The organism is Janthinobacterium sp. FW305-128 (assembly GCF_020858135.1).
Classification (GTDB): Bacteria; Pseudomonadota; Gammaproteobacteria; order Burkholderiales; family Burkholderiaceae_D; genus Janthinobacterium.
The window spans coordinates 260,317-275,694 of record NZ_JACYMK010000010.1; the positions used below are offsets into that span (position 1 = coordinate 260,317).

Annotated in this window: 7 protein-coding genes; all 7 read right to left on the reverse strand. The window is 61.8% G+C overall.

Features of this window, described 5'->3' with window-relative positions; all coding sequences use genetic code 11:
* Window positions 1–16: 16 nt before the first annotated feature.
* The gene (locus tag IGS60_RS21240; RefSeq protein ID WP_230506113.1) at window positions 17–2,920 is read right to left on the reverse strand and encodes a T6SS effector BTH_I2691 family protein; all 2,904 of its coding nucleotides are present in this window, start codon (window positions 2,918–2,920) and stop codon (window positions 17–19) included.
* 45 nt (window positions 2,921–2,965) lie between these two features.
* Window positions 2,966–3,904 carry a DUF4123 domain-containing protein gene (locus tag IGS60_RS21245; protein WP_230506114.1) on the reverse strand — a complete coding sequence of 313 codons (939 nt, stop codon included), beginning with the start codon at window positions 3,902–3,904 and terminating at the stop codon, window positions 2,966–2,968.
* A complete protein-coding gene (locus tag IGS60_RS21250; RefSeq protein WP_230506115.1) occupies window positions 3,891–6,707 on the reverse strand; it encodes a type VI secretion system Vgr family protein in 2,817 nt (938 codons plus the stop codon). Before IGS60_RS21250 ends, IGS60_RS21245 begins: the two co-directional genes overlap by 14 nt.
* 122 nt (window positions 6,708–6,829) lie before the next feature.
* Complete coding sequence (locus IGS60_RS21255) at window positions 6,830–8,104, reverse strand: T6SS immunity protein Tli4 family protein (protein WP_230506116.1); 1,275 nt, start codon at window positions 8,102–8,104, stop codon at window positions 6,830–6,832.
* A gap of 109 nt (window positions 8,105–8,213) precedes the next feature.
* Entirely contained in the window at window positions 8,214–11,267 is a 3,054-nt protein-coding gene (locus IGS60_RS21260) for a phospholipase (protein WP_230506117.1), read from the reverse strand.
* 55 nt (window positions 11,268–11,322) lie between these two features.
* Complete coding sequence (locus IGS60_RS21265; protein ID WP_230506118.1) at window positions 11,323–14,601, reverse strand: type VI secretion system Vgr family protein; 3,279 nt, start codon at window positions 14,599–14,601, stop codon at window positions 11,323–11,325.
* Window positions 14,598–15,362: a hypothetical protein gene (locus IGS60_RS21270; protein ID WP_230506119.1), complete on the reverse strand. Its 765-nt coding sequence runs from the start codon at window positions 15,360–15,362 to the stop codon at window positions 14,598–14,600. Before IGS60_RS21270 ends, IGS60_RS21265 begins: the two co-directional genes overlap by 4 nt.
* Window positions 15,363–15,378: the final 16 nt, after the last annotated feature.

The window sequence follows — 15,378 nt, forward strand, 5'->3', positions numbered from 1 at the left end:
AGGCTATTCCTAAGAATTATGATTGAATAGTTTTTAATGCCTTCTGCAATTCCATTAATTCTTTCTCAACAGAATCAAACGGAATTTCACTAAATAACCCTCTTTTTTTCCTAAAACTACATGCTTGAAACCAATTCTCTAGATCATCATCCATAATCCATACTCGATACCCGACTTCGACAACAGTTATTCCTACACCAATAAGATTAAACCGTGCCAATCTTATTAATAAAACAGTTCTACCATCGCCCACCTTTTTAGCAAGGGCAGCAGTTCCTACAAAAAATTTTGCCAGCGTTAAGGAAAGACTTGAATTTTTTGCCAATAATGATCCGGCTAATCGCGAAATCAAAGGAGAGGAATACGAAAATGCCGCAACCACCCCTAGGCCAATGTTGCCCAGGCCAAAAAACGCCCGCCCAGCATAAATACCTACTAGAATTCTATCAGTCCTTTCCTTTTTACTCTCTTCATTAGCGGAAATAACATCCAACCAAAATATAATTCCGCCAGAAAGTGCCCCAAGAAACCCAGCAGCCATTTTGAAGCCACCACGAATAATATCTGCGGCTTTATTTATTCCCACAATTTTACTGTAAGGATAAATTTCCCTTATAGACTTTGTCACAGAATAAACCAGATCAAAAGACATACTGCTCAATGACAATATTGAGGCTGCCACCTCAGCCTTCAGCCTGGGGGAATCGTTGAAATGAGGCAATTTTGTCGCCAGAGAAAGGCTTTCAATTGACATTAAAAGAACACCCATGCGCGCATGGCGAAAATTATTGGTCTCTGGCCTTTTCCCCACGTCCAATTCATCCAGTGCAATCTTTACCTTGTTTTTTACCTTTACCTGCTCATCCTCCATCAGATTTTGTATGCTTCCTTCCACTTTTGCCGCATCTGCCTGAGCGATTCTGGTGGCCTCTCTTCGGGCCATGCGCTCCGCCTTCTTTTCGATCCCCTGCTCTAACTTTGTTTTTTCATTTTCCGTTTTCAGCGTCTCAGCATATTTCTTTGTTTTTTCTCTTAATTCTTCAATATTTTTCTTCTTCAGAGGAAGCATCAATTCCTCGAAGGTTATTTTTTCAGCCAGGTCGGCCAATTTTGAATACAGCAATACACCGACAACGCTGGAAATTGCCTTGTCCAGCCTCCCGCTTTTGGTAGACATTGCTTGCGTCCACTCCGAGATTTTTGCAAATGCCATCCCCTCCGCAGTTCGATGGTATTTTGACAAATTTACTATCGCCTTTTTCGTGCTGGCTGATGGATCCTTGTTGTGAATTTTAAGCACTCCGCCATCACGCAACCATTCATCCCATGCGGAGTCAATTTTTTTAAAGGAATCAATCAATCCTTTGCATGCTTTTAACCAAGGTGCCGCCTGTACTTTTGAAATATCCCCTGCAGCATCGACTTGTTCTTTTGCATCTTTAAAAGCCTTTTCTGAAAGATCATACAAAGATTTATGGTTGTAGAAATTTGACCGCATGTACAAATTTTTTCTTTCAATTGAATTTACATTCATCCAATTCTTAAGAACAGGTTCATTTTCCTTGCCGGAAAACATGCCAAACACACACCGGGAATATTCAAAAGTAAAGCAAAATCCGCTACCGATATTTTCCTCGTCATAACTATCAAATGCCTCAACCAGCTCCGTGGAGGTTACCCACTTGACATGATCGGCAGTTCTCTTCCTCGATCTTACCTCGGCTTCCTGCGACAATTTATCCAGCGTCTTGCGCAGCAAATCGATTTCCGCGACAGAGATCAGCGACTCATATTTCTTCTCGAAGTTTGCGCGTGCGTCCTGCTCACTTGTCGCAAGGATCTGCTCGCGCCTTTTCTCGCGCGCGTCAGCAATTTTCCTCATTCTCTCTTCGATTATTTCAGCTTCTTTTACACGGTTCAATTTCCTGAGCATTTCGGCATTATTCTTATTAATGTCCGGAAGCGCCCTCGAATCCATGTCATCGAGGTTTTTCTTTCTGATTTCCACGCCATATTTGATGACACAGTCCTTGATATCATCAATGCCGACCATGACGTCCATCTTCCGCCGATTGCTGACTTTTTCCTTGTCCTCGCTATCGAGAAAATTTTCAAGCGGCTGCAGGGCGGCATTACGGAAATCATTCAATTCCTGCGTAATGCCGATCGGGTCAAACAGAACAAATGCTGCCGCCTTCGTCGCCACCATTTTCTCTTCCAGCGTCCCCATCCGCCCGCCCGGCGTCGCCAGTGGAAAATTTGCCGTGCCTACATAAGCATCGTAACTTCCCATATAGAGCTGCTGCATGAGATTCTTCCCCAAGGGGCTCTTCCAGGCATTCTGATACTGCCTGGCGAGTACGGCTTCGGGAACATACTTGCCAAGCTCTTCAGGTTTCAGGCTGTGCGGCTGCTCGGTACTGCCTGCAGCCCACTCCTTTGGCAGGAAAACCTGCATCTGTCCCTTTTCAGCTCTGGCGTCGGCATTGGCCGCATACGCGTCGAGCCTGTTTTGCGTCATGGCAGTTGGGGTAAACAACAGGTAGATTTTTTCGACAAACTCGATCTTGTCGATCGCGATCATGCTGGCATTGATGCCGCAGGTGGTGCGGTCACAGGAAAAATTCACTGCCGCCGAGGGGGGCGTATCGACGGAAAATTTGGACAGAAACGCGTCGTCGTCGGCAAAATAACCTTCCCAGTACAACAGTCCGGCGCGCTTGATCAGCACGTACAGAAATCCCGAGCGCAGCAGACGCGGCGCATAGCCAGCGTTCTCCAGCGTGATGTGCTTGACCTTGTCGCCCAACTTGCCTGGCAGTGCGGGCACGTTGCCGGCCGCGCCCTCGCCCACCACTGCCGCATAACGCAAGGGCAAAATGAACAAGCCGTTTTTATCGCAAAATTTACAGTCTTTCATCGCTCTTCCTGTTGGGTGGGCGGCACGCGGTCATCCTGCTGGGCATCAGCCCAGGGGATGCAGACGGGCGTTCAATACTATGTCCAGTGGCAAGCCCTGCGTACTTGCCATTCGCATCAGTTCCCCGAGGGCGGGGTGCAAGGTGAAGGCCTGGCCGTGTTCGACGGCGCGCCAGGCATAGGCGATCTGATCGTCCGCCTGCGCCAGGCCCGCATTTGCGCTGTCGACAAGATAGCGGTCGATCTGCGCATCGATGCCGGCGCCGATTGGCGTTTGCCTTGCGCGCAGGATGCGCACGACCAGGTTGATCTGCTCGATGCGGTCCATCGCCTGCGTGGTTGGCTCATCGATGCGCAGGGGAACGTCTTGTACTGCCGACACCAGCTGCGCATGGCCATGCCGGATCAGCTGCCCATCGCGATCGAGCTGGCACCAGGTCTCCACAGGACCGAGCAGATCGGCAAAACTGCTGTACCCCGGCGTGCCTGCCGCGATAGACGGCGGCAACAGTCTTGCCAGATGCGGCATGACGCGGGGGTCGAAATAGCGCAGGTAGACGGCTTCGCCGGACGGATAGCGCACATTCAGGCGCGCCAGCATGGCGCTGTGCAGGCGCGCCAGGGGCGCATGGCTAAATAGCCAGGCGCAGATGCCGGGCACCGCGCCCGGTTCGGCATGCTGCTCTTGCGCCAGCTTCAGGCTGTGCTCGACCAGCGCATAGTGCTCGGGCAGCTGGTTGGACAAGGCGAGCAGCATCGGCGCGCGCTGCAGGTCATCCTCGAAGATCGGGTCATCGAGCAGCACGCTGGCCGCGGGCGGCGACAGGGCCGCAATCGCCTCGCGCAAAGGATTGTCGATGAACTGGTCGATCAGGACGACGGTCCTGTCATAGCCGCGGGACACGTTGTAGAGCACTTCATCGGGGCGCGCCGTCGGTACCGCGGCCGAAGACGGTGCCGGCGATGGCGCTTTATCGTTTGACACTGGCCGCTCCCGCCTGCGTGGCATCGAGAAGTTTCAGTGCACAGCCTTTCAATTGTCCTGTCGGCAAGGCCAAGGGTGCAGGACTGGCGCTGGCCGGCCCCGTCAACTCCTTCATGCCAGCCTTGAATTCCATCTTGCCGGGGCCGTGAATCTCGATATTGCCGCCTTCGAGCTTGATGTAGGCGCCCTGCACCGTCAGCAGCACATGCTGCTTGCCGCTCACGTTGACGCTCTTGCTGACGCTGGCCACGGTCACGGCCTTGTCTGCGGTTAATTTTGTTTCATCGGACTGGCTCTGGGTGCTGACTTTGCCGCTGGCCGCGTGCAGGCGGATGCCGGTTTCCTGATTCGGTTTGTCGGCCTTGCTGGCCTTGCCGTAGGTAAACAGGCTGATGCCGGAACTGATCGCATGAAAATGGTTGCCTTGCGCGCCGAAGTTGATGTCCTGGCCAGCCGCGATGCTGCTGGTATTGCCGGCGGCAAAGAGCGCATTGAGCGGCGTGGTGGCGGCGATACCGGCCGGACTGGACAATTGCAGCTGCGGCGCGCCATAGGCCGTGGCCTGGCTGTCGCCAGCGCCTTCCGCGCCCTTGAGCATTTCTATGCTGTGCGCCAATTGTTTCAGCGCCGGCAAGGTGTCGGGCGCCGCGTCGGCCTGCCCTTGCCCGCCGTCCAGCACCGCCTTGTGCTTTTGCGCCGTCTCGGCAAGCGAGGTCAGCAGGGCCAGGCTTTGCTCGATCTGGGCCGTCGCCTCCTTGCTATCCATCTGCGTGCCGCTGGCGTTGCTGCGCCCGTCGGTCGACAGCAGCAACCCCTGCCCCGCGCGCAGCGCGGCGCTGTGCTCGGTTTTCAGCTCGGCGCCGAAGCCGGCGGCGGCCAGCCGCTGGTTGTCCGTCTGATGGCGCAGGTGCCCCAGGTTCAGCTCGGCAGTGCCCTGGTGTGCGCCGGCATGGCGCTGCAGGGCCACGCGCGGCTGGCCCGGGCTGTCGTCGAACACCAGCTGGCTGTACGCAGCACCGCCCTGCTGGCTGGCCTGCATGGCCTGGCTCTTGATGCCGGACAACGCGGCCGGGTGGGCATGCGCGCCCGCTTCGCCGGGAAACCAGGCTGGCGCGTTGCCGGTGGCCGGTCCCGCGCCATGCGCCACGCGGTTATTCTGGGCATCGGCCGTGCCCTGGCCGTTGTAGACGGCGCCGATGACGACAGGCCGGTCGATATTGCCCTCAAGAAAATCGATCAATACTTCCTGGCCGATGCGCGGCAGCGCATGGCCGCCCCAGTTGGCGCCCGCCACCGGCGCCATGGTCGAGGCCACGCGCACCCAGGTACCGGCGCTGTCGTCGCCCGGCGCGCCCGTATGCCCGCCGCCTTGCGGATGCTCGAGGCGGCTGTGGCTCATGACGCCGCGCTGCCAGTGAAATTGCACCTTGATGCGGTGGTCGCGGTCGGTGTGAATCACGGCGCCGGCCGGCCCCACCACGACGGCCGTCTGCTGGCCATGCACGGTCGGGCGCGGATGCAGCAAGCAGCCATGCTGGTCCTTGCCGCTGGCGCGATAGGGAGTATTGCTGCGGATGGCGTCGATGCGGTTGCGGTACAGGGGCCGCTCGGCAATGGCGCCCAGCAGCGCGGGCATGCGATGCAGGCTGCCGGCGTGCTCCTTGCGGATGGCCGCATCGAGCAGGCCCGTCTTGAGCGTTTGCAGGATCGACGACTGCAGATCCGCGCTCAGGTTGTTGTGCATCAAGTGGACCGTGCGCACGACCAGGAAAGTGCGGTCGGCGTCGCTGCCGGCCTGGTCGCACACCGGCTGTCCCTGCAGGACAAACGTGGTGCCCGGCGACAAGGTACGCACGGTACCGGCCGCCACGTGGATCTCCTTGCCCGCTTCCAGCGCCTGCAACTGGTTGCGCGCGATGCGCTGGCCCTGTTCGCGCGAGGCGTAGGCATAGGCGCCGGGCGCGTCGCGGCTGAGCAGCTCCACGCCCTGCGCCGCCCCCCCTGCTCCCGCCGCGCTGGCAACGCGCTGGTCGAGCGAGCGGTAATCCCAGCTGCCCATTTCGATGGCATTGGTCTGCTGGCGCAATTCGGTGCGCCAGCGGTCGATGCTGTCGACCTTCATAACGGCGCCCGGCTGCGTAAAATTGATACTGCCCTGGGCATTGGGCTTGAATGCGCCGTTATGGTCCGCGATCACCAGACAGTGGCTGCCCAGGCTGTGGCTGCCGGGATCGCCGCTGTGTTCATAGTAGTAAAACAGGCCTTCCTCGTACATCAGCCGCTGGGCGTAGGCCCAGTCGCTTTCCTGATACTGGGTGCTCAGACTGCGCTTCGGATATGCCGCGCGGTCGAGAATATCGAAACGCCAGGCCGGCGCCAGCTTGCCCTGTCCCTGGTAGGCGGCAAACAGCGCGTCGAGGATGTCGAATACCGTCATGTCCTGGAACACGCGGCTATCGCGGCCGTGCGCGAGAAAGGTGCTCCACGGTTCGATGGTCAGGTGATAGCGCGCCATGCCACCGTTCGCCCCGGCCAGCTCGACACCCGTGATATGGCCGTGGAACGGGCGCAGCGCGGCGGCGCTGGTGGAGGTCAGCAATTGCAGCAAGGCCGGCTGGCCAATCAGGGTACGCAGCGAAATGCCCGCGTCGGTCGACAGGGCCGCGATCTGGAACACGAAGCCCGTACTCAAGCCTTCCTCGCCGCGCACGCATTCGGCCAGCAGGCGGTCGGCGCCGAGGGGCGTGGTCAGCTGCAACAATCTGTTCGCTTGCGTGAAACTGGCGGGCAAGGACATCGACATCCGTAAACTCCATCACGCGGCTTCCCGCAAAAAATTAGTAAATAAGCACTTTTATCAAGGCATTACACCCTAGAAATTTCGTTATAGCAAGAGTGATTTGATTGAAATCGGGACCGCATCCATCACTGCGCGCCCTGCAGACCGCGTAATTCCGGCATGGCCGGTTCGGTCGGCCGCAAATGCGTACTCTTCAACAAGGTTTCCAGGCGCGCGTAGCTGGTTTTGAACGGCGGCGGATTCTGCTTCAGTTCCGGCGCCTGCTTCATGCTGCGGCTGCCAAGTTCGATCAGAATGTAGGGCAGCACCGCCGTGCCCAGCCATCCCGCGTAACCGGTAAATACCGCATAGGTTTCAAACGGCGCGCTGCCCGACCGGCTCACCTTCAGCGCCACGCCGCCCTGCTGCGCCGTCAGCGCGCCGATGCGGGCGCTACGGGGCGCGATGCGTTCGACGATGAAAGGCTGGGCTTCCTGTTCGCCGCGGCTGCCGAACTGGCCGATGCCGCCGGTGGCGGCCGCCTGGACCAGCGGCACTTTCAAGGCGCGCGGGTCGACGTTGCCGGTGCTGATCGTATACAGCACGCCCGGCGCATCCGGCCAGCGCAGCGACTGCTTGATGCTGCTGATGGTCTTGCCGTCGTCGGCGATGAAGCCATGCGGGATGCACAAGCCCAGCTCTTTCGGCACCTCGCCGGCGGCGCGCGGGCGAAAGCTTTTCAGGAAGCGGGTAAAGCGCTGGCCGTGGAGCGCCACGCTGTCCTGGCCGCGTATTTCCTCCATGGATTCAAACACATAGACATAGTCGCCGCGTTTCAGGTGGCTGCGATAGATGGAATAGCGCGTCGGATTGATCGTTCCCGAACCTTCGCTGGTGCGGTAGCCTTCGCTGTCGGGCAGGCCGGAATCAAATGTCTGGTAGTTGCTTTGCAGTTCCTTGAGCTGCGCCTGCCGGCCTGTGACGGACTTCTGCGCCAGGTAGCTCGCCTGGCGGGTCCTGGCATCGGCGGGCTGGCCTTTCAATTCGGCCAGTTCTGCCACATCGTCCCTGAGCAGCGCCTGCAGGCTGTCGATCCTGGGTTGCGGCAAGGCTTCCCGCAAGGCTGCCAGGTCTTCCTTGCTCAACGGACCCAGCACGCCGATGCGGACATTGCCGACCCGTATCTCATCACCCTGGTGAAATACCTGTTCGCTGAACGAGCGGTAAAAGATGCCCGTGTCGGACGCGTCCTTGTAGCGGGTCGGCCACTGTACCGGCGCATGCACGTCGAACACCAGCCGCCCCAGGCATTCGCGCGCCATGCCGGCCGGCGTCACGTACCCGGGCGCCGTCGCTTGCGCCAGCTCCTGCGCGGTGGGCTTGCGCGACGGCGCCGCCGGATCGGCCTGCTTGGCGGCCATGCCTTCGCCATGCGCTCCGGCACACAGCAGGAGAGCGGCGAGATGGCGTGCGGAAAAATGCGGAAGACCAACTATCGTCATGGGTATCACTCAAAAAATACAGCGTTCGTCAAGCCGAGCTTTCGCGCTGCCCGGCTGGCAGGCGCCTGCCTGATTCAACCTGGGCATAGGTTTCTTGCGGCAAGGAATGGTCGGCATCGTGCAGCGGTTTCTTCTCCTGATGGGCCAGCAGGGTCAGATTCATGCCTGAAATATTGTTTTCGCCCGCCGTCCAGGTGACCGGCAAGGCCACGATGAAACCCTGCACGCCCACGGGAGCCGATTCGGGCGCGCGCGATTGCGTCTCCCAGGAATGCGATTCATCGCGCAAGATATCGGCATCGCGCCAGAAACGCTCGTGGAACGGCATGTAGTGCTGCAGGCTGCGCGTCCTGGCGTTCCACGTGGGCCAGATCGAACTGGGCTTGCCGCTTGGACGCGCCAGGAAGGCGAAGGCCTTGGCATACGCTTCCGCATTGGCCAGCGCCACTTTTTGGATCGCTTCCCAGGTGTCCGGGGCCGCCGGATGCAGCAGGTGCTTGATCAAGTCCTTGGCCGGGGTGGCGCCATCGGTCAGGCCAAAGAGTTTCTTCCACAGGCGCACCCGCAAGTCATGCACGTTGACGCTGACCTTGTCGCTATCGACACCGTCGAGCGCGACGTCGGTCTGATGGTCATCCCTGACGACGACCGCCAGTTCCGAATCGCGTCCGCCCAGCTGGCTGCGGTCGTTGATATTGGCGCTGCCCAGGATCGCCACCCGGTCGTCGGCGATCAGCAGCTTGGAGTGCACATAGATCTGCTCCGTCACATGGCGCTTGCCCAGCGTTTCCCACGAGCGCAGATTGAGCAAGGTCAAATAGCTGGTCCACTTGTCGCCGGCCAATTCGGCAAGCCGGTCCGTCGCATAGCCCGCGACGGTTTTCTTGGCCTCGTCCGCATCCAGTTTCTTGCTCTTGCGCAGGTCCCGCACCAGGATGGCGCGCCTGATCCGGTTGACCAGGCTATCCTTGCCGAACACCAGCGACTGCATCGTCAGATGCAGCTGTGTCATGATGTTGAGGGTGTCGAGCGTGCCTTCCGGGTGTACCGGCAGCACCATGTACACATGGAAGGGCAAGCCATCGTTGATGGCGCGTTCGATGCGCTGGGACAATGCCAGTCCGATCGGATTCAGAATGCCCGGCTCCTCCTTGCCCATCATGCGGGTCGAGGTGATATCGGCGTAGTTGCTCATCACATTGAACAGATCGGCCATGAAATCGCTGCCGCCGCCGGCAATGTCGGCCTTGACATCGTCGATCTGCGACCAGACCAGCTTGTCGATCATCTGTGCCGGCGGCACGCCATAGACGCCGAGCTGCTTCGCATACTTTTCATAGGCCGGCGACTTGCTGATGTCGAGCAGGGCCGCCATCGGACCGGACAGCGGCCTGGTCTTGCTTTCATCGCTGCCATATTCAGACTGGAAAAACTGGCCCTCGATATACATGAATTTCTGCGCGCCGTTAATCGCCGTCAACATCGCCTTCAGACAATTGTTCTGCGGCCATGCCGGCCTGGCCGCCTGCTGCCCCTTGCGCGCATGCGCCGCCATTTCGTCCTTGAGCAAGGTCATCGGCGCGCTGCGCAGCACTTGCACCCAGGCGTCGCCCGGCTGCGCATGCGTATTCGGCGGCGGCGCGGCGGCGATGCGCTGCAAGACCAGCCTGGGCGTGCCGGACATGCCCAGCGCCTGGAACATCTTGACCAGCGCCGGCGGCACGCTGGCCTGGTACGATTTTTCATAGCGCTGGGCAATGCCATTCCAGCGCTCGATGAAATTGCGGCTCAAGTCGCTGACCGAGGGCCCGACGATCGCCGCATGCACATCGTGCCACGGCATGCGCGGCTGCGTGGCGGCGAAGGTCTTGGCCCCGGTCGGCATGATCTTGCGCAGTTTTTTCAGGTTTTCATAGCGCGTGGGGCGCGCGTCGGCCAGGGTCGACAGATAAGTGAGGACGCCGATCACGAACGTTTCGATCAGCCTGGCCGTGCCGCTGCGCAATTCGGGCGGCAGCTTGTTCAGCGAGCCCGCGTTCAGCCACGACATCAGCGCCGTGCCGCCGTCGATCACATGCGCGCTGCCCGTGGTGCGCACGCCATCGACCTTGTCGCGCAAGCCCTTGTCGAGCTGGCCGTAAGCCCAGCGCGACATATCCTGCGCGACGTCGATCGGTATGTCCTGCAGCTTGCCGATAAAATCGGGCATCAGGTCGATCGCCTTCCATTTCGCGGAAAGATTCTTCGATACCCGGGCGATGCCATCCTTGGCGCCCTGCACCACGTCGAGCGCGACGGCGATCGGCGCGGCCGTGGCCGAGGTGGCAAACGCGGCCGCGCCACCGACTTTTCCGCCGATGCAGCCGGCCAGCAGTTCCGCGCGCGTCAGGTACGCCGTTTGCGCTTCATTGCTCATGGGCTCGATGGCCGGGATGCAGGTGTTGTAGACCTCATTGCCCTTGCGCGTGCCGTGGCTGAGGGCGAACTTGCCATTGTCGCGCCGGCCATAGGCAAGGTCGATGCCGCCGACAAACGCGCGTTCATCGTCGATCACCACCAGTTTCTGGTGATGCGAAAAGCCGATGCCCAGCATCCCTTCCATGTCGCTCTGGGCGATCGCCGGCAAGGCGAATGCCTTGGCGGGGCCGCCGACGCCGGCATTGAGCTGGAAGATGGCCAGCACGGTTTCGAAGTCGCCCGTGTCGACCCCGACCTTGGGCGAAAGCCACGGCATGACATACACTGTCGGCGCGGCGGGGCTACTGATGGCCGTTTCCAGGCATTCGAACAGGGTCTTGCTCGCCGTCAGTTCCACATCGAAATTTACTTGCCAGCCTGTAATGAAAATCGATTTCTTGGCGCCTTCGATGGCCTTCGCCACGGCCGTGAAATACTCTTCGCCAGTCACATAGAACTCAACGCGGTTGCCCTTTTGCTGTTCGGAAAAGATACTGCCCCACTTTTGCTTGGGAAAATTGGGCAGCTCCTCGCCATCGTGCACGAAACAGCCGGGCGCCGAGGTCGCCGGCGCGCTCGGCGTACCGTCCTTGGCCGTCAGTTGGGAGATATTTTTATGTGTCATGACGCATGTCGCTGTCGATCGCCGAGGTGGCGTGCCGGGAATGAAATCGTCACCATCAGACTTTCACCTTCGGCAAGATGTTTTTCAGGGTAAGCGAGGCCAGCGCTTCTTTCGCATAGCGCGCCTGCGGCGCCGCGGCCGCCTCGAAGATGGTGCCGTAGCGCCCGGCGCTGAAGTCCGCCGCCTGCATCGCATGGAACAGCTTTTCCTTGTCGGTCCAGTCGGGCGATTCGGTTTCCACGTTCAGCCGCACGCTGTGGCCCGGATACACGATCCACGTATGGTCCGGATTGCTCGCATAGACGGCGGCGAGCTTTTTTTCCTCTTCATCGCTGAGCTTGATGTTGCCGGATGCATCGGTCTTGCCCTGCGCGACGAGCTTGTCGCCGTCGATGAAATCCATGCCGTCGGGCTGCGCGCCATGGGTGATCTTCCACGGCGTGTGCGCCAGCGCATGGCCTTTCAGCCCTGGCGTGTCGGCCAGGCGCAGCATGAATTTCAAGGGCCGCAACGCCAGCTCGGAACGGGGCAAGCGCGGCAAGGGATAGCCGAGCCCTTGCGGCCCAAGAAAACTTTTCTTGCCCGCAAACACGGTCATCTTGCCCGGGCACTGGATCGTGATATTGCCGCCCTCGATGGTGATGTTGGCCCCGCCCGCCGTCGACAGGCGGATGCTTTTCGCCGCCGCCCAATCGATGTGCGCGTTGGCACTGACGACGTTGACCTCTTCGCGCGCCTGCACCTTGATCTCGTCGGACTGGGCCTGTACCTCGATCGGCTGGCTGGCCGCCACCAGCTGCATGCCCAGCTCGCCCTCGCCCGGCTTGACCACGCCGCCCAGCAAGCCGATCGCCTGGCCCGTGTGCAATCGCCATGTGCCGCCGCTGGTGAACTGCGTGTCGAGCCCGCTCATCAGGGATACCGTTTCGCCGTTGGCCAGCTGGATATCCTGGCCGGCCACCACGCCCAGCCCCGCCTTGGCCGCCACGGCGAGGATGGCGTCGCTGCTGTGCGGCAGCTTGTCGTCGGCCGGCGCAGTGGGCTTGCCGGCCGCGTCGCTTCGGGCGGCGGCCACGCTCTCGCGGCTCAGCATGCCCGAGGCGCTGGCGAGAAAAGCCGGCAACGGCGCGGCCTTGGCGTCGAGCGCGCTGCTGCCCGGCGCCGTCGCCCCCAGGTGCGCCGCATAGGCGACGCCCTGGTGCGTGACGGCCGCCTGGCTGAAGGTCTCGCCCAGCTTGGCCGCCTGCTTGAGCAGCGCCATGCCGGGCGCATTGTCGCCGGCCGGGTCGCGCGCGCCAGCATTGTGATTGATGACATAACTCGACACCAGCAGGCCGGCACCCGCCCGCACGGCGCCATACGCGTCGGTGCGCAACTCGGCGCCGGCGCCGCGCAGGCTGCCCCGGTAATTGTCGGCGCCGTGGATCAGGTGGCCCAGGTTCAGTTCGCTGGCCGCGTGGCTGCTTTTCAGCTGGATGCGTCCCTGCTGGTCGGTGTCGTCGAACAGCAGCTGGTTATAGCCGGCCGCGCTGCCCGCCTTGCCGAATTCCTTGCTGCGGATGCCCCATTGCGCCGCGCCATTGCGGTGCGCCGCGCTGGCCCCTGCGGCGCCATGCCACAGCGGACTGTTGCCGCCCGCCACATTCCCCTGGCCCGCGATGGCGTGGTCGTGCGCCGGCTGGAACACGCCGGCGTCGCTCTGATCGCGCGCCATGCCGCCCGGCGTCGGTACGCTGCCGCCCTCGCCCTGGCCGTTGTACAGGGCGCCGACGATGACGGGCCGGTCGATATCGTTTTCCAGAAATTGCACCAGCACTTCCTGGCCGATGCGCGGCAGGAACTGGCTGCCCATGCCGCCGCCGGCCGCGCGCTGCGCCACCCGCACCCAGCAGGTTGCGCCAGTCTCTTGCTGCCAGTGAAAGCGGATGCGCACCCGGCCCAGCTTGTCGCAGTAAATCTCATCGGCACCGCTGGCCACGTCATTGCCGTCGGCGCCGACGACGATGGCGCTCTGGCTGCCCAGGGTGGTCGGTGTGGCATGCTGGCGCGCCTCGTTGCCATCGTGCAGCGGACGCCATGGCGTGCTTGCCTCGATCATTTCGATGCAGTTGGCGTAGCCGCTGGCTTGCGCCTGGGCGATCGTGGCGGCGACATCGGGAAACCCTGCGCCCCACTGCGCCACTGTTTCTTCCAGCAATTCCGGTATCGGGCCGAACAGTTCCGCCAGTCCTTCCAGCGCCGGCAGCGGCAGGTTGTTGACGCCGATGCTGGCCACGCGCAGCACGACATACTCGGGCGCGGCCCCGTCGGCTGGCTGCAATGGTCCCTGCGTCAGGCTAAAGCGCGTGCCGGCGCGCAGGGTACGCACGGTCGAGCGTGCCTGCCACAGCTGGGCGCGCGCTTCGTGGGCCTGCATCTGCAGCTGCGCGTAGCGCTGCGCCTGGGCGCCATTCGCATACCAGTACTGGCCCGGTGTGTCGTAGCTTTCCAGCAGCGGCGCGTTCTTGCCGCCAAGCACCATATTCGTCGGCACGCTGGCGGCGACCGCCTTTTTCGCCTTGTAATCGTAGCTGAGCACGCTACTCAGCCCGACGTGCAGGCTGCGCCGCGCGCGCAAGGCCTGCACGCTGTCGCCCGGCTCGCCGACACGCGCACCATGAAAGCGCAGCCCGCCGCCTTGCGCGCTGCTGGCGTCCTCGGGTGGGGCGCAAACCTGGCTGCTGTCGGCAAAAACGATCAGGGTCTGACCGTCAAACCGCCAGGCCAGCCCCTCTTCGGTCAGCAGGCGGCGGATAAAATCGAAATCCGACTCACGGTACTGGCAGCAATAGCTGCGTTCGCCCGCGTCCTGCATGAATGAGGCGACCTCGTCGCTCCAGCGCCACCGCGCCGCCGGGGCATAAGACTGGAACACGGACTCGACGATCTCGATCACGGACTTGTCTTGCCAGACGCGGCTGTTACGCACCTGGCCCAGCCGCCACAGCCAAGGCGTCAGGCGCAGCCGGTAGCGCGCCAGGCCGCCATTGCTGCCCAGCATGGCCGCTGCGCTGATGTAGCCGGAAAATGGCGTGCGCGTGCCGTCGGCCAGGCTGACCTGCAGGCTGGCAGGCTGGCCCAGCAGGGATGCCAGCGGCACATGGGCGCTGGTGGACAAGGCGATGATGTCGCGCGCGCCGACTTCCTGCAGCCGCTCGTCGCTGGCGAACGCTTCCACCAGCAGGGGCGCAGTCTCTTGCGCGCTGTCGTCTTCAAACTTGAGCTCGTACAAGCGCGTGATGCTGGAGAACGCGCCCAGCGCGGCGCCCACCTGATCCAGCAGCGCTGCGCTCATCGCGCGCCTTTCGCCGCAACCCTGGCCACCTTGCACAGGGGCTTGTCGACGCGGCCGGCGCAGGTTCTCTGGCGGCAGCTATCGGCCGCCGCCGGTTTCAATTTGCTGCATTGTTGTAACTGGGTTTGCAGGCTGGGCGGTGCTTTCCTGGGCGGCGTGCCCGCCTGGGCATGCGATACCAGCGCGGCCAGCAGGGCCACGTCGCTCTCCTGTTCCGGCGTGGCGGCGGGCTTGGCCGGATCAGCCGGCTTGAGCGTTTTGGCGGGCGGTTTTTTCTGCGGTGCGCGCGCCGGCCTGGGCGCGCTCTTCTGCGGGCTTTCCAGCGCCTTGCTCAGCACATCCCTGGGGCCGGGCACGGGCGAAGGGACTGGCATGCCGGCGCCCAGCATTTCGCTCAAGCTCTGCTGCGGCAGTGCCTGCTGCTCCTCCTCGCGTATGCTGGCCGCGGCGGCGGCGGGTGCGGCGGCCACCGCCGGTGCGTCCGGCACTGGCGCCGTGCTGGCCAGCGCCGGTTCGGCCTGCGCCGCCGTGTCGCGCTGCCCCAGCCAGGCGCCGGTGGCCAGCAACAGCAAGGCGCCGGCCACCATGCCGCCCCAGACGGTCCAGCGGCCGGTGCGACGGCCGCCATGCGGCACTGGCGCGGGCCGACGGCCACCTTCGAGATGGTTCAGGATACGGCTACGGTCGGCCTCGGCCTGCTGCGCGGGCGTCAATAAGCTGGGCCGTGTCGATGGCCTTGGGCTGTCGTCATTGCTTCGCAAAATTTTAACTCCTGTC